The 14,708-nt window shown below is 71.3% G+C and carries 13 protein-coding genes; 6 read left to right on the top strand and 7 right to left on the bottom strand.

Annotated elements, in window-relative coordinates:
• Nucleotides 1-58 precede the first annotated feature (58 nt).
• A complete protein-coding gene (gene alc / locus OG782_RS30960; protein ID WP_406456598.1) occupies nucleotides 59-1,174 on the bottom strand; it encodes an allantoicase in 1,116 nt (371 codons plus the stop codon).
• Complete coding sequence (gene allB / locus OG782_RS30955) at nucleotides 1,171-2,520, bottom strand: allantoinase AllB (protein ID WP_406459362.1); 1,350 nt, start codon at nucleotides 2,518-2,520, stop codon at nucleotides 1,171-1,173. Before allB ends, alc begins: the two co-directional genes overlap by 4 nt.
• 325 nt (nucleotides 2,521-2,845) lie before the next feature.
• Between allB and OG782_RS30950 the strand changes: the two genes are divergently transcribed.
• Nucleotides 2,846-3,646 carry an IclR family transcriptional regulator gene (locus OG782_RS30950; protein WP_406456597.1) on the top strand — a complete coding sequence of 267 codons (801 nt, stop codon included), beginning with the start codon at nucleotides 2,846-2,848 and terminating at the stop codon, nucleotides 3,644-3,646.
• 73 nt (nucleotides 3,647-3,719) lie between these two features.
• Here OG782_RS30950 and OG782_RS30945 read toward each other — a convergent pair whose 3' ends face one another.
• On the bottom strand, nucleotides 3,720-4,400 hold the full coding sequence (locus OG782_RS30945) for an ABC transporter ATP-binding protein (RefSeq protein WP_406456596.1): 681 nt from the start codon (nucleotides 4,398-4,400) through the stop codon (nucleotides 3,720-3,722).
• Nucleotides 4,397-5,491, bottom strand: a complete 1,095-nt coding sequence (locus OG782_RS30940; RefSeq protein ID WP_406456594.1) for an ABC transporter permease — start codon at nucleotides 5,489-5,491, stop codon at nucleotides 4,397-4,399. Before OG782_RS30940 ends, OG782_RS30945 begins: the two co-directional genes overlap by 4 nt.
• Before the next feature lie 110 nt (nucleotides 5,492-5,601).
• Here OG782_RS30940 and OG782_RS30935 point away from each other — a divergent pair, with 110 nt between their 5' ends.
• Both OG782_RS30935 and OG782_RS30930 read left to right on the top strand, forming a co-directional pair.
• Complete coding sequence (locus tag OG782_RS30935; RefSeq protein ID WP_406456592.1) at nucleotides 5,602-6,807, top strand: sensor histidine kinase; 1,206 nt, start codon at nucleotides 5,602-5,604, stop codon at nucleotides 6,805-6,807.
• Nucleotides 6,804-7,436: a response regulator gene (locus tag OG782_RS30930; RefSeq protein ID WP_406456590.1), complete on the top strand. Its 633-nt coding sequence runs from the start codon at nucleotides 6,804-6,806 to the stop codon at nucleotides 7,434-7,436. The genes OG782_RS30935 and OG782_RS30930 overlap by 4 nt, the downstream gene beginning before the upstream one ends.
• Nucleotides 7,437-7,460: 24 nt before the next feature.
• Here the strand turns inward: OG782_RS30930 and OG782_RS30925 are convergent, their stop codons facing one another.
• On the bottom strand, nucleotides 7,461-7,763 hold the full coding sequence (locus OG782_RS30925) for a DUF5955 family protein (protein ID WP_406459360.1): 303 nt from the start codon (nucleotides 7,761-7,763) through the stop codon (nucleotides 7,461-7,463).
• Between the two features lie 218 nt (nucleotides 7,764-7,981).
• On the opposite strand from OG782_RS30925, the gene OG782_RS30920 reads away from it, so the two are divergent.
• Complete coding sequence (locus OG782_RS30920) at nucleotides 7,982-8,602, top strand: NTP transferase domain-containing protein (RefSeq protein ID WP_406456588.1); 621 nt, start codon at nucleotides 7,982-7,984, stop codon at nucleotides 8,600-8,602.
• A gap of 233 nt (nucleotides 8,603-8,835) precedes the next feature.
• Nucleotides 8,836-10,455, top strand: coding sequence for a malate synthase A (aceB, locus tag OG782_RS30915; protein ID WP_406456586.1), 1,620 nt, complete (start codon nucleotides 8,836-8,838; stop codon nucleotides 10,453-10,455).
• Between the two features lie 93 nt (nucleotides 10,456-10,548).
• Here the strand turns inward: aceB and OG782_RS30910 are convergent, their stop codons facing one another.
• Nucleotides 10,549-11,277 carry a DUF4232 domain-containing protein gene (locus tag OG782_RS30910; protein ID WP_406456584.1) on the bottom strand — a complete coding sequence of 243 codons (729 nt, stop codon included), beginning with the start codon at nucleotides 11,275-11,277 and terminating at the stop codon, nucleotides 10,549-10,551.
• A 280-nt stretch (nucleotides 11,278-11,557) separates the two neighbouring features.
• On the opposite strand from OG782_RS30910, the gene OG782_RS30905 reads away from it, so the two are divergent.
• On the top strand, nucleotides 11,558-12,205 hold the full coding sequence (locus OG782_RS30905; RefSeq protein WP_406456582.1) for a hypothetical protein: 648 nt from the start codon (nucleotides 11,558-11,560) through the stop codon (nucleotides 12,203-12,205).
• Nucleotides 12,206-12,308: 103 nt separating this feature from the next.
• Here the strand turns inward: OG782_RS30905 and OG782_RS30900 are convergent, their stop codons facing one another.
• Nucleotides 12,309-14,597: a glycosyl hydrolase family 18 protein gene (locus OG782_RS30900; protein ID WP_406456580.1), complete on the bottom strand. Its 2,289-nt coding sequence runs from the start codon at nucleotides 14,595-14,597 to the stop codon at nucleotides 12,309-12,311.
• Nucleotides 14,598-14,708 lie beyond the last annotated feature (111 nt).

The raw sequence follows: 14,708 nt of genomic DNA, 5'->3' as shown, positions 1-14,708 counted from the left end.
AGGTTCCCATATCGGTACCGTATCCCCCGAATACGGACAGGCTTCCCCAGGGGCCGGTTCAGCCGCCCAGGTCAGCCTGGCGGGCGGCCAGCCGCACGGCGCCCTGTTCGGTGAGCGAGCCGAAGAGGCGCAGCCGCGAGATGCCGCCGTCCGGGAAGATGTCGATCCGGACCTGGCCGGCCTTCACGGCCTCCGGCAGGACGAAGCGGTGGTTGGTGTCGGGCTGGAGCAGGGTCCTGGGCAGCACCTCGGTCCAGTCGCCGCTGTCCGTGCCGCGGGCGGAAAGGGCCGCCCAGCCCGCCGAGTTGCCCTTGAGGTAGGCGGTGTCGATCTCGACGGCACGGATCTCCGCCTCCTCGACGAGGTGGTAGTGGATCCAGTCGTTGCCCTTGTCGCGCCGGCGCCTGGTCTCCCAGCCGTCGTCCATCTTGCGGGACCGGCCGGGCTGGATGGTGTTGGTCGCCGGGGAGTAGAAGCGGTCGGACGCGTCCTGGACCCGGCCGCCGTTCTCCAGCGCGACGAGGTCGAAGGTGCCGAGCGCCGTCAGCCAGGCGGGGTCCGGGGCCACTTCGCCGTGGACCCGGAGCCGGGCTATGCCGCCGTCGGGGTGCTGGTTGACGCGCAGGTGGGTGAAGCGCTGCGGGGCGTCGACGGCGAATCCGTTGGCCGCGTGGCCGCCGACTTCCGTACGGGGGACGAGGGTTGTCCACTTCACGTCGGGCGCGAGGAGATCCTCGGGGGAGGGCGAGCCGGGCAGCGAGACGGCTTCGACGGAGACCGCCTGCGGGTAGTTGCCGCGGAAGTGGGCGGTGTCGACGACGATGCCGCGCACGACGCCGGGTGCGCCCAGGCGGACCAGTGCCCAGTCGTGGTCCTCGGCCGTGGGGTGGGGCTGCGTGGCGCTCTCGCCACGGCGGCGGCGGGTCTCCCAGCCGTCCATGATCTTGCCCTTGTGGCCGAAGTGCTCGGGGTCGAAGTGGGCGGGCTCCGGCCTCAGCAGGTTCTCGCGCTCCGCGAAGAACTCGTCGTTCGCGGCGATCACACCCGCGCCGAGCCGCCGGTCGGCGAGGTCGACGAGGTGGGTGAAGGGGAGATCGGCGGTGCGGTAGTCGGCGTACGGGTCGCCGCCGCCGTAGGGGTTCGCGTCGCCGGTGAAGTGCGCTGTCGCCGTCATCGTCGGTTGTTCCTTTCGAGGAGCCGGCCGGTGGGCTCGGCGAGGGTGCCTTCGGCGGCGATCCGTACGCCGCGCAGCCAGGTGGACCGCACGACGCCGTACAGCGTCCGGCCGGCGTACGCGGTGACCTGGTTGCGGTGGAAGAGCTCGGCCGGGTCGACGGTGAACGTGGCGTCGGGCGCCAGGACCGCGAAGTCGGCGTCACGACCGGCCTCGATCGCACCCTTGGCGGTCAGTCCGGCCAGCTCGGCGGGTGCGGCCGACATCCAGCGGGCGACGTCGTCGAGCGAGTGGCCGCGCCTGCGGGCCTCGGTCCAGATGGCGGGCAGACCGAGCTGGAGGGAGGAGATGCCGCCCCAGGCGGAGGCGAAGTCCGGTGTCTTGAGGTCGGTGGTGCAGGGCGAGTGGTCGGAGACGATGCAGTCGATGGTGCCGTCGGCGAGGCCCTCCCACAGCGCGTCCTGGTTGGCGGCCTCACGGATCGGCGGACAGCACTTGAACTCGGTCGCCCCGTCGGGGACTTCCTCGGCGGTCAGGGTGAGGAAGTGCGGGCAGGACTCGACGGTGACCCGGACACCCTCGCGCTTGGCGGCGGCGATCAGCGGCAGTGCGTCGCTGGAGGACAGGTGCAGTACGTGGACACGGGCGTTCAGCCGCCTGGCGTGGGCGATCAGCCCCTCGATCGCGGTGTTCTCGGCGTCGCGCGGCCGGGAGGCGAGGAAGTCGGCGTAGGCGGGGCCGCTGCGCTGCGGCGCGGCCGCCAGGTGGTGCGGGTCCTCCGCGTGCACGATCAGCAGGCCGCCGAAGCCCGCGATCTCCGCCATCGAGCGGGCCAGCTGCTCCTGGTCCAGTTCGGGGAACTCCTCGACGCCGGAGGGCGAGAGGAAGCATTTGAAGCCGAAGACCCCGGCCTCGTACAGGGGGCGCAGATCCTTGATGTTCGAGGGGATCGCGCCGCCCCAGAAACCGGTGTCGATGTGCGCCTTGGGGGCTGCCACCTGCTGTTTGACTCGCAGGTGCTCGACGGTGGTGGTCGGCGGGAGGGAGTTGAGCGGCATGTCGAGGAGCGTGGTGATCCCGCCGGCCGCCGCGGCGCGGGTGGCGGTGTAGAACCCCTCCCACTCGGTGCGGCCCGGGTCGTTCACATGGACATGGGTGTCGACGAGGCCGGGCAGCAGGACGTCGTCGCCGAAGTCCTCGAGCCGCGCACCCGCCGGCACCTCGGTGTCGTACGGCAGGACGGCGTCGATCGTCCCGCCGGCGACGGCGACCGCGGCGGGCCGGGTCCCGCCGGGTGTGACGACGCGCGTCGAGCGCAGTACCAGCTTCACGTCCGTACCGGACACCCGTGCTCCCCACTTCATGAATTCAACGAACTGTTGAAGGAGTCTTCACTCGGGATCGCAGCCCGTCAAGACCCCATCCTCCGCTCCGGCCGTCCAGCGGACCACTCGTGATGCCGACTGGAGATTTCCACAAAGTAAAAGACTGATTTCGCAGTGCGGAACGTAGAATGGGCCATACGCGGCGCCGTACGGACCGCCGGCACACCCGCGGACACCCGGACATACGAGCCCTGACCGGCCAGGACGGGCCCCTGCGGCAGTGGGCCGATCGAGAAGTGCCCGGTAGGCTGCTGCCTTGCTCTTCCGCTTCGAAAGGACCGTTGACGTGCCGCCGTCCCACGCCAGCACTTCCGACTCCAAACCCGCCGCTTCCAGCGGTGGTGTGCAGTCCCTTGAGCGCGCCTTCGATCTGCTGGAGCGGATGGCCGATGCGGGGGGCGAGGTCGGCCTGAGCGAGCTCTCCGCGAGCAGCGGGCTTCCGCTGCCCACCATTCACCGGCTGATGCGCACGCTGGTGGTCTGCGGATACGTACGCCAGCAGCCCAACCGCCGCTACGCGCTCGGCCCGCGCCTGATCAGGCTCGGCGAGTCCGCCTCGCGGCTGCTCGGCACGTGGGCCCGCCCGTATCTGGCCCGGCTGGTCGAGGAGACCGGCGAGACGGCCAACATGGCGCTGCTCGACGGCGACGAGATCGTGTACGTGGCGCAGGTGCCGTCCAAGCACTCGATGCGCATGTTCACCGAGGTGGGCCGCCGGGTGCTGCCGCACTCCACCGGCGTCGGCAAGGCCCTGCTGGCCCACACCCCGCCGGACGAGGTGCGGGCGCTGCTCGCGCGCACCGGGATGCCGGCCGCCACCGAGAAGACGATCACCACCCCGGACGGGTTCCTGGACGCCCTGGAGCAGGTGCGCCGGGTGGGGTACGCGGTGGACGACAACGAGCAGGAGATAGGGGTCCGCTGCCTGGCGGTGTCGGTGCCCAACTCCCCCACCTCTGCGGCGATCTCGATCTCCGGCCCGGCGGGCCGGGTGACCGAGGCGGCCACCGAGCGGATCGTGCCGATCCTCCAGCAGGCCGCGAAGGAACTGTCCGAGGTGCTGGCCAGCAGCGGGTCGGCCGGCTGAGACGCGAGGAGGGGTGGCCGGGAGCTCGATGAAGCTCCCGGCCACCCCTCTGTCGTTTCTGCTCCCCCGTCCCTCAGGCCAGTGCCGGGGCGGTCAGCCCGCCGTCCTGCATCGTGACCGTCAGGTCCATCCGGTCCAGGTGGGTCCGGTCGTGGGTGACCAGGACGGTCGCCGTGGACCGCTGCCGGGTCAGCGAGACCAGCAGGTCGAGCACCGCCGCACCCCGTTCGTGGTCCAGGGCGCTGGTCGGTTCGTCGACGAGCAGGACCGCCGGGTCGTTCATCAGGGCCCGCGCGATGTTGATCCGCTGGCGCTGCCCGCCCGAGAGCTGGTGGGGCCTGCGGGAGGCCTTGTCGGCGAGACCGACCGCGTCGAGGAGTTCCAGCGCGCGGGCGCGGGCGGCCCGGACGGACCCTCCCGACAGGTGCGCCATGACCTGGAGCTGTTCGGCGGCGGTCAGCGAGGGCAGCAGATTCGGCTGCTGGAAGACGATGCCGATCCGCTCGCGGCGCAGCGCCGCCTTGTCCGCCCGGCTGAGCCCCGCGGTGTCCGTCCCGGCGACGACGACGGCGCCCTCGTCGGGGGTGACCAGGGTGGCGGCCACGGCGAGCAGGCTCGACTTGCCGGAGCCGGACGGGCCGACGACCGCGGTGAGCGTGCCCGCGGGTACGTCCAGTGTCACGTGGTCCAGTGCGGTGAGCCGCCCGTCGCCGTCGGGGTAGGTGAGCGTGACATCGGTGAGCGTGAGGGTCATCGGGCACTCCCGAGCGCGGTGAGCGGGTCGACGGCGGTGATCCGCCGGATGGACAGGGCGGCCCCGACCGCCCCGAGGGTGATCAGCACGGCCGCCGGGACGAGGACGGTAGCCGCGTCCAGGACGAAGGGCACGGCCCCGCCGCTGATCAGCGCACCGATGCCGGAGGCGAGCGCGGTGCCCAGTCCCGTACCGATCGCGAGCATCACCACGGCCTGCCCGAGTGCGTCCCGCAGCAGATACGGCGTGGAGGCACCCAGTGCCTTCAGGACGGCGACGTCGCCGCTGCGCTGGATCGTCCAGACGGTGAAGAAGGCGCCGATGACCAGGGCGGAGATGGCGAAGAGGAAGCCGCGCATCAGCTGGAGCGAGCCGTTCTCGGCCTGGTAGGAGCCGATGGCGGTGAGGGAGCCGTCGAGGGTGAGCGTGCTGGTGCCCGCCGCCCGGTCGCCGGCGGCGAGGGCGGCCCCGTCGGTGGTGGTGAGCGCGATCACGGTGGCGTGCTCCGTGCCGCCCGCCGCACCGTCGGCCGCGAACCGCTGCCAGTCGGTGAGCGCGGTCCACACCACGGGCGTATGGCTGTACGAGGCGTCGCCGGAGACCGCCGCGACGGTGAACTCGTCGCCCCCGAGCCGCAGCCGGTCACCGGCGCGCACCGCCAGATCGTCGGCGGCCTGCCGGGAGAGCACGGCCTTTCCGGGGCCGACCGGGGTGCCCGGCGGTGCCAGACCGCTGTCCGGCTCGACGCCGAAGGCGGAGACGGCCGCCGTGCGCTGCCCCGTCACCGCGGCGGCGTTCAGCGTGCGGATGCCGAGCGGATGGGCCGCCTCGACCCCGGGCTGCTTCGCCCAGCTCCGCCAGGCGGACTCCTCGACGGTCGAATCGGTGAAGGACACCGACTGGCCGTCGGGCGGGGCGGCGAACGCCAGGTGGTCGGCGTTCAGCCCGGTGACGGCCGAGGTGTTCTCCCGGGCCAGTCCGGCCGTCAGACCGGACAGCAGACCCACGAGCAGCGTGATCAGGACCACGACCGTGCCCATGAGCGCGAACCGGCCCTTGGCGAACCGAAGATCTCTCCATGCGACGAACATGACTCCAGCCTGCGTTTCCGCGGCCGCGGAAACATCGCCCGCAGGCCGGTCCCGACATCAACCTTTCGATTGACCGGCCCCCGGTACCCCCCGTCTACGCTGGACGAATCATGGAAACGCGCGTCCACCCCCCGGTCGCCGCCACGCTGCGGCTGTGTCTGCATGCCCTCCTGCTGGGACTGCTGGCACTCGCGGCCGTCAAGGCGGTCAGCGACCGGGTCCCGCACCCGGGTGCCGTCGTCGCGGTCGCCGGCGCGCTGGCCGCGGTGTACGCGGCGGGCGCGCTGGCCCCCGTCGTGCAGCCGCGGACCCGGGCGGGCGCTGCCTGGCTCGCGGCGCTCTGGGCGATCTGGCTGGCGCTGCTGGTGCTGTCGCCGGACGCGCTGTGGGTGGCCTTCCCGCTCTACTTCCTTCAGCTGCATCTGCTGCCGATGCGCTGGAGCCTGCCCGCCGTGGTGGTGACCGCGGCCGCCGCCATCACGAGCTTCCTGCTGCACGGGCAGCCGGTCAGCCCCGGCACGTTCATCGGCCCGCTGCTCGGCGCGGCGGTCGCGGTGGCCACCGTCCTCGGTTACGACGCGCTGGCCCGGGAGAGCGAGCGGCGCCGTGAGCTCATCGACGAGCTCGTCTCGACCCGTGCGGAGCTGGCCGAGGCGGAGCGCACCGCCGGGACCCTCGCCGAGCGCGAACGGCTGGCCCGCGAGATCCACGACACCCTCGCCCAGGGCCTCTCCAGCATCCAGCTGCTGCTGCGCGCCGCCGAACGCACCCTGCCGGCGGACGCCCCCGCCACGCCCCACGTCCGCCAGGCCCGCGAGGCCGCCCAGGACAATCTCGCCGAAGCCCGTCGCTTCGTCCGCGCGCTGACCCCGCCCGATCTGGAGAACGGCTCCCTGGCGGCGGCGCTGGAACGGCTCTCGGCCCGCACCACGGATCCCTCCCTCACCGTGCAGTTCGCCGTCAGCGGCACCCCGGTGGAGCTGCCCACCCCCTACGAGGTGGCACTGCTGCGCACCGCGCAGTCGGCGCTGGCCAACACGGTGCAGCACGCCGGAGCCCGGCGGGCGGAGATCACACTGAGCTTCATGGACACCTCGGTGTCGCTGGACGTCGTCGACGACGGCCGCGGTTTCACGGCCGCCGCCACGCCCGGCAGGACCGGGGCCGGCGGCTTCGGGCTGCCGGCCATGCGGTCCCGGGCCCGTTCGCTGGGCGGCACGCTGAGCGTGGAGTCGGCGCCCGGACAGGGCACGGCCGTCGCCCTCACCCTGCCGCTGCCCCTCACCGTCGGCCGGACCGGACAGGACGCCGCATGACCACCCCGATCAGACTGCTGCTCGCCGACGACCACCCGGTGGTCCGGGCGGGACTGCGGGCCGTTCTCGACACCGAACCGGACTTCCGGGTCGCCGCCGAGGCCGCCACCGCCGAACAGGCCGTCGCGCTGGCCGCGACCGGCGAGTTCGACGTCGTCCTGATGGACCTGCAGTTCGGTGCGGGTATGCACGGCTCGGAGGCCACCGCCGCGATCACAGCGGCGCCGGACGCGCCCCGGGTCCTGATCCTCACGACGTACGACAGCGACGCCGACATCCTGGCGGCGGTGGAGGCGGGCGCCGCCGGCTATCTGCTCAAGGACGCCCCGCCGGAGGAGCTCGCCGCAGCGGTCCGTACCGCGGCGGCCGGCCGCTCCGCTCTCGCGCCGGCTGTCGCGCACCGGCTGATGGACCGCATGCGGACGCCGGCCGAAGCACTCACCAAGCGCGAGCTGGAGGTGCTGCAACTGGTCGGCGAGGGCCTGTCGAACCTGCAGATCAGCAAGCGGCTCTTCCTCAGCCAGGCGACGGTCAAGTCCCATCTGGTGCACATCTACGCCAAGCTGGGCGTGGACTCGCGCACCGCGGCGGTCGCGGCGGCGACGGCCCGCAGGCTCATCCGCCGCTGAGAACCGCCCCCGCCCCTCCCCCTTTCAGCGGCGTGGCGGCTCGCCGAAGAGATCGACGGCGATCCGTACGTCCCTGAGCGCCGACGCCAGGGCGCTCACCGAACCGATCGCCCCCGCGATCAGCAGCAGCGAACGGCGGAGCCGGGGGATCTCCGGCGCGCCGCTGAGCGCCATCGCGTCCAGCGCCGCCAGCTCGTCCTCGGCGATCGCACGGTCGGGGAATTCCGCGGGGTGTCCGGCCAGCTCCCGACGGAGCCGGGAAACGGCCGTGCGCAACTCCGCCACTCTCGGGTCCTCACCACTGCCGGTCACCCGCGCCTGCCCCACGCTCTTCAACAAAGCACTCCCCCTCGCACATCTCTGTGCCGGTGTTCCGACCGAGTCCCGAACCGTATTCAAGTGTCCAGGGGTGCGGGCAAGTTAACGCCATGAAAGGTGTCGTGCGCCACTCCGCCGACCGAACTCGGAGTGTCCCGCCGACGACACAGTGTGCAGGCGCGCCCCGAGCCGTGCGCGAACGGACCGGTCTGAGGTATCCAGTCGGCATGACAAGCACACCGCGTTCCCCTTCCTCCACCTCCCCCGTCGTCGCCGGCCTGCTGCTCGCGGCGGGCGGCGGGCGCCGTCTCGGTGGCCGCCCGAAGGCCCTGCTGGAGCATCGCGGCGGCCTCCTGGTGGAGCATGCGGTACGCACCCTGCGGGAGGGCGGCTGCGGCCCGGTCCAGGTGGTGCTCGGCGCGGCGGCCGACGAGGTGCGGGCCCGGGCGGACCTGTCCGGCTGCTCGGTCAGCGTCAACCCGGAGTGGACCGAGGGCATGGGCTCCTCGCTGCGGTCGGGGCTCGCCGCCCTCGCGGGTTCGGGCGCGGACGCGGTCGTCGTCCTGCTGGTCGACCAGCCCGGCATCGGTGCGCGGGCGGTGGCGCGGGTGCGCTCGGCGTACCGCTCCAGGACGAGCCTCGCCGCGGCCTCGTACGCCGGGGAACGCGGTCATCCGGTGCTGTTCGGGGCGGATCTGTGGACGGACATCGCGGCCGGCGCGGTGGGCGATCAGGGCGCCCGGGCGTATCTGCGGGCGCACCGCGATGCGATCACGCTCGTCGAGTGTTCCGATGTGGCTCAGGCGTACGACATCGACACACCGGAGGACCTCACCCACCTCGAGTGAGCGCACTGGCACTCTGCGCCAGCAGTCGGCCACTTCTGTCGACCCGGAGAATCTCGACATCAACAAACCATTGAACTTCCACCATGAGGAAACTACTATCCACTGGTCAGAAGCCCTCTGTACCTCAGACGGCGACCACGGCCGTATCCCGGAGCCATGGCACGCCGTGCCGTTCCAGGCGACCCGGCGGCCGTGAGAGCCGCCCGCACCGCCCGCTGAAGGAGTGACAGCTCATGTCCGCACCAGCGCCGTCCTCGCTGGCCATCGTCGATGCCGAGCCCCTGCCCCGGCAGGACGAGGTCCTCACCCCCGCGGCCCTCGCGTTCGTGGCCGAGCTGCACCGCCGGTTCACGCCCCGGCGGGGCGAGCTGCTCGCCCGGCGCGGAGAGCGCCGCGCGGAGATCGCCCGCACCTCCACGCTGGACTTCCTGCCGGAGACCGCCGCGATCCGTGCGGACGACTCCTGGAAGGTCGCACCGGCCCCCGCCGCTCTGAACGACCGCCGGGTGGAGATCACCGGTCCGACCGACCGCAAGATGACCATCAACGCCCTGAACTCGGGCGCCAGGGTCTGGCTCGCCGACTTCGAGGACGCGTCCGCCCCCACATGGGAGAACGTCGTCCTCGGCCAGCTCAACCTGATCGACGCCTACAACCGTGCCATCGACTTCACCGACCCGAAGTCCGGCAAGTCCTACGCCCTCAAGCCGGCCGCCGAGCTCGCCACGGTCGTCACCCGCCCCCGCGGCTGGCATCTGGACGAGCGCCACCTCCAGCTCGACGGCACCCCGGTGCCCGGCGCGCTGGTCGACTTCGGCCTCTACTTCTTCCACAACGCCCAGCGCCTCATCGACCTCGGCAAGGGCCCGTACTTCTATCTGCCGAAGACGGAGTCGCATCTGGAGGCCCGCCTCTGGAACGACATCTTCGTCTTCGCCCAGGACTACGTGGGCATCCCGCAGGGCACGGTCCGCGCGACGGTCCTGATCGAGACGATCACCGCCGCGTACGAGATGGAGGAGATCCTTTACGAGCTCCGCGACCACGCCTCCGGGCTGAACGCGGGCCGCTGGGACTATCTCTTCTCCATCGTCAAGAACTTCCGTGACGGCGGCGCCAAGTTCGTCCTCCCGGACCGCAACGCGGTGACGATGACCGCCCCGTTCATGCGGGCGTACACCGAACTCCTCGTCCGCACCTGCCACAAGCGCGGCGCCCACGCGATCGGCGGCATGGCCGCCTTCATCCCGTCCCGGCGCGACGCCGAGGTCAACAAGGTCGCGTTCGAGAAGGTCAAGGCGGACAAGGACCGCGAGGCGAACGACGGCTTCGACGGCTCCTGGGTCGCCCACCCCGACCTGGTCCCGATCGCCATGGCCTCCTTCGACGCGGTCCTCGGCGAGAAGCCGAACCAGAAGGAACGCCTGCGTGAGGACGTCTCGGTGGCGGCGGGCGATCTGATCGCCATCGACACCCTGCACGCCAAGCCCACCTACGACGGACTGCGCAACGCCGTCGCGGTCGGCATCCGTTACATCGAGGCGTGGCTGCGCGGCATGGGCGCGGTCGCCATCTTCAACCTGATGGAGGACGCGGCCACCGCCGAGATCTCGCGCTCGCAGATCTGGCAGTGGATCAACGCGGATGTGGTCTTCGAGAACGGCGAGCACGCCACGGCGGAGCTGGCCCGCAAGGTCGCGGCCGAGGAACTGGCCGCGATCCGCACCGAGATCGGCGACGAGGCCTTCGCCGCCGGCAAGTGGCAGCAGGCCCACGACCTGCTGCTCCAGGTCTCCCTGGACCAGGACTACGCGGACTTCCTGACGCTTCCGGCGTACGAGCAGCTGCGCTGACGCCACCCGCTCACACGGCTCTGCCCCCGGCGCCACGCAGGCACCGGGGGCAGAGCCGTATCGCGACGATGCAGAAGCCGTCGTACGGAACGGTCAGAGCTCGTTGATCGGGCGCATGGCCAGGCCCTCGGTGCCTGCCCAGCCGTTCACCCGTGCCGCGTCGTCGTAGGAGACGGAGTCGAGACCGCCGGGCAGGTCGAAGATGAGGGTGCCGCTGAGCTCGGTGCCCTCACCGGCGACCAGGGTGGCGGTGAACCGGTCGGCCTGGTCGTACTCCGCCTCGCCTCCCTCGTCGTTACCGAAGACGTACAGGCCGGCGTACGCCTTGCCGCCTCCCTCGACGACGAGGGGTTCGGTGTCCGGCTCTCCGAGCGACTCGACGATCGGAGCGTCGTTCCCGGCTCCGAGCCGCACCTGCGGCGCGTCGTTGAGGACACACGGTGACGTGCCGCCGTTGGTGACAGTCAGCATGAAGTGACGGGGGGTCTCCCCGGCGGAGTCCTGAAGCTCGACCGCCGTGTTGAGGTCCGTGGACTTGCAGTCCTGGTGTTTGGTGCCGTTGCCACCACCGGTCTCACCGCTGTCCCCGGTCTCCTCGCCACCCCCGCCGTTGCTGCCGGTGCCGGAGTCGCCCGAGGGCTCGGCGCTCTTCGACGCGCCCGCACCCGCCGAGGCGGAGCCCGACGGGGTGGCGGCCTGGCCGTCGTCCCCGGTGGGCTGGCAGGCGGTGACCGCCAGCAGGGCCGCGACCACGGCCGCCCCCATGAGAGTTCCGCGCAGGGCCTGACGTACTGAACCGGCTCTGGCTGTCTTCGAGTTCATATTGTGTTCCTCTTCCCCCGAGACCGGCCCGAAGGACCGGCATATGTTCAAGCGACACCGCCGATTCTGACCGTGGCCGAACAGCCGGGTCACCCTGCCCTGCGGTTTTGTTGCCGCCTCCGCATGAACTGGCTACCGCGGCGTGACCATGTCCGGAGCGAACACGGCCCGGTGCGCGAAGAACCCGCCCGGCCCGCGCTGCACCCTCCCGTCGTGCGATCATCCCGGCGTCGGCCGCTGGGGCCGCTCCGTGACGCATCGACCGGGAGAGACCGCGCCCATGCCCGTCCATTCGCTCGCCCACTCACCTCTCTCGGCCACCGCGGTAAGGGAGTTGATGGCCATTCCCGCCATGCCGGCCGTGCCCGAGGAGGAGTTCTACGAGTACAGCGAGAAGGAACTCGGCTGGGAGTACACCGAGCTCGTCAGCGATGCGGTCCGCACCAGGCACCACCACGTCCTGTGGTACGAGGGCGCCCCGCTGGGCGATCCTGAGTGCACCCTGGTCCTGACGTTCGGCGAGGCGTATCCCGTCGACCCCCCGGATCCCGATGAGTACGATCACGACGAGCTCGTCGAGATCGTCGGGGACTGGGCCGCGCTGCCGGGCTGGGTCCATCTCGAGGCGCCCGCCGAAACGGAGTGCGAGGCCGTGCTCGACCGGGCGGCGGACGTCGTCGCCGCCGAGCTCGGGCCGCCCCTGCGCACGCTGCGCTCCGACGGATGGCTCAGCCTGGGACCTCATCTGCGGTGCCGGATATGGCGCATGGGCGAGCACGGCGTCGTGCTCGCCCCGCGCGAGGACGGCGGGCCCTACGGGTATCTGACCCACCTCGTGCTGGCCGTGCACCCCTGGCAGGCGGGCGAGGAGCTGCCCGTCGCGGACGAGGACTGTCTGCGATGGGTGCGGGACCGCATCATTCTGTGACCGCTCACGCGGGCGCCCGCCGGAGCACCGGCACCCTGCGCACATGACCGGCCCGCGGAGTCCGCCGGAACTCCGCGGGCCGGACGGTCCGTTACCGGCCGCGCTACTTCAGGCCGGTGTCGAGGGCGTTGAGCAGGGTTCCCTGTGGGGTGTCCCCCGACATCTCCCAGACCATGACGCCCAGCAGGCCCTTGTCCTTCACATAGGCCGTCTTCCTGCCGATGGACCAGGTGTCGTCGAAGGACCACCACTGGTTTCCGGTGTAGCCGTACGTCGACACGGACTGCTCGTCGTGATGCACCGTCATCGTCGGGTACGCGCCGATGAGGTTGGAGTAGCCGCGCGTTCCGGCCTCCTCGGCGAACTGGCCGGGTGCGGCGCCGCCCGCGGGCTGCCACTCACCGGCCGCGCCTCCGTCGGTGACGCCCTGCCACCCCCTGCCGTAGAACGGGATGCCGAGGGTAAGCTTGCGGGGTTCGACGCCCGCGTCCGTGTACGCCTTGATCGCGGCGTCCGCGCTGAAGTGGAAGTCGTACGGGTCCTGCGTGTCCGCGTAGAGATTGGCCTGGTGGCCGGTGCGGTTGGGCTCCCAGGAGTTGTCGCTGCCCGAGCCGTGGAAGTCGTAGCCCTGGACGTTGGCCACGTCGAGGGAGTCGAAGACCTTGGACAGGTCCCAGCCCTCACCGATCTTCTGCGGGTCGGCGGGGGTGAAGGCGGTGAGGAGACGGTGACCGCCGCCGAGGGCGTCCAGCTGCTTGCGGAACTCGGCGAGCAGCAGCGTGAGGTTGCCCTTGTCGTTCGGCGAGTAGTGGTTGCCGGGGTGTCCGGTGCCGGTGCCCGGCCACTCCCAGTCGATGTCGAAGCCGTCGAAGATGCCCGCCGCGGTGCCGGGGCCGCCGGCGCCGCCGTACTCGGGCAGGTTGCCCTTGATGTACATGTCGATGCAGGAGGAGACGAACTTCTTGCGGGCAGCGTCGGTGGCGGCGACGTCGGAGAAGTACTTGGAGTAGGTCCAGCCGCCGAGCGAGACCACGATCTTCAGGTCCGGGTGGAGCTTCTTCAGCTTCTTCAACTGGTTGAAGTTGCCCCGCAGTTTGCCCCAGCCGTCGTCCGCGACTCCGTCCACGGACTGGGCGGCGCTGAACGGGCGGGCGTAGTCGGCGTCCGCGTCACCGGCGCCGGTCCCCTGCTCGGGGTCCTGGGGGTCGGCGGTGGTGCCCTTGGTGACGCCGTTCAGGCAGGTGAGGTTGTTGGGATCGATGTTGGCGAAGGCGTAGTTGACGATGTCGAGCTTGCCGGCGGCCCCGGAGTCCTGGAGGTTCTTCACGAAGTACTGACGGCCGTAGATCCCCCACTGGACGAAGTAGCCGACCTTCGCGTAGTTGCCGGCGCCGACGATGTCGTCGGTCTTCACCGTGAGGGTGCTGCTCGCGGGCGAGGCGTTGTCCGCCGCGTCACGGGCCCTGACCGTGAAGGTGTAGGAGGTGGACGGCGACAGGCCGCCGATGGTGGCGGTGGTCGTGGTGCCGGAGACCGTGGTGGCCGGGGTGGCGCCCCGGTAGATGTCGTACGCGGCGACGCGCTGGTTGTCCGTGGAGGCGGTCCAGGCCAGCGTGACGGACGAGGAGTCGGCCGCGGTGGAGTGCAGGGCGCCGGGGGCCGTCGGCGGGGACGTGTCGGTGGCCGGGTCTACGGTCGTGACGGCCAGCGGGGCGCTCTCGGCCGAGGTGTTGCCCCGGGTGTCCTTGGCCCGGACGGTGAAGGAGTAGGCGGTGGCCGGGGTCAGACCGGTGACCGTGGTGGAGGTCGTCGCGGTGGCCGAACCGACCACTTTGCCGCCCGCCAGGATGTCGTACGACGCCACCGGGAAGTCGCCCGCCGCGGCGGCCGTCCAGGACAGCGAGGCGGTGCGCGCGGTGACATCGGTCCGCTTCAGCCCGCCGGGTGCGCCCGGCGGCGCGTCGGCGGAGCCGTCGCACTTGTCACCGTTGATCCGGCAGCCCACAGGTGCGGCGATCGGGCCGGTGGCGACGAACCAGAAGCTGTACGGCTCGGTGGTGGAGTGCGCCGCGACCGTACCGTTGTAGTGGGCGTTGACCGCGGTGATGTGGCTGCCCTGGGTGGTGACCGTTCCGTTGTACGAGGAGCTGATCGCGACCCCGGCCGGCAGGTCGAATTCGAGGCTCCAGCCGGTGACGGCCGTGTCGGTGTCGTTGTGCAGGATGTAGGTCCCCTTCCACCACGGGCCGTTGTCGGCCGAGGTGAAGGTCGCCGTCAGTTTGCCGGCCGCGTGGGCGGGGGCCGCCTGCAGGGACAGCAGGGCGAGGAGGAGTGCGACGACGGCGAGCAGCGCGGTCGCCGTTCTCCGTCCGAGGGGCACGTGCTCGGGCATGGTTCTCCCTTGGGACAGGGACCGATGAGGCGGTCCGTGGGGGGAGCAGGTGAACATGACGCCATGGAGCACAGGGGAAAGTAATTGGTCTGGACCAACTCGTCAATAGGT

The organism is Streptomyces sp. NBC_00876, from assembly GCF_045207435.1.
Classification (GTDB): Bacteria; Actinomycetota; Actinomycetes; order Streptomycetales; family Streptomycetaceae; genus Streptomyces.
The sequence above is the reverse complement of the archived record's forward strand: the minus strand, read 5'-3'. Positions and strand labels throughout refer to the sequence as shown.

Coding starts and splice junctions, on each gene's coding strand:
- alc (WP_406456598.1), bottom strand. CDS start 1,174: ATGACGGCGACAGCGCACTTCACCGGCGACGCGAACCCCTACGGCGGC.
- OG782_RS30945 (WP_406456596.1), bottom strand. CDS start 4,400: ATGACCCTCACGCTCACCGATGTCACGCTCACCTACCCCGACGGCGAC.
- OG782_RS30940 (WP_406456594.1), bottom strand. CDS start 5,491: ATGTTCGTCGCATGGAGAGATCTTCGGTTCGCCAAGGGCCGGTTCGCG.
- OG782_RS30935 (WP_406456592.1), top strand. CDS start 5,602: ATGGAAACGCGCGTCCACCCCCCGGTCGCCGCCACGCTGCGGCTGTGT.
- OG782_RS30930 (WP_406456590.1), top strand. CDS start 6,804: ATGACCACCCCGATCAGACTGCTGCTCGCCGACGACCACCCGGTGGTC.
- OG782_RS30920 (WP_406456588.1), top strand. CDS start 7,982: ATGACAAGCACACCGCGTTCCCCTTCCTCCACCTCCCCCGTCGTCGCC.
- aceB (WP_406456586.1), top strand. CDS start 8,836: ATGTCCGCACCAGCGCCGTCCTCGCTGGCCATCGTCGATGCCGAGCCC.
- OG782_RS30910 (WP_406456584.1), bottom strand. CDS start 11,277: ATGAACTCGAAGACAGCCAGAGCCGGTTCAGTACGTCAGGCCCTGCGC.
- OG782_RS30905 (WP_406456582.1), top strand. CDS start 11,558: ATGCCCGTCCATTCGCTCGCCCACTCACCTCTCTCGGCCACCGCGGTA.
- OG782_RS30900 (WP_406456580.1), bottom strand. CDS start 14,597: ATGCCCGAGCACGTGCCCCTCGGACGGAGAACGGCGACCGCGCTGCTC.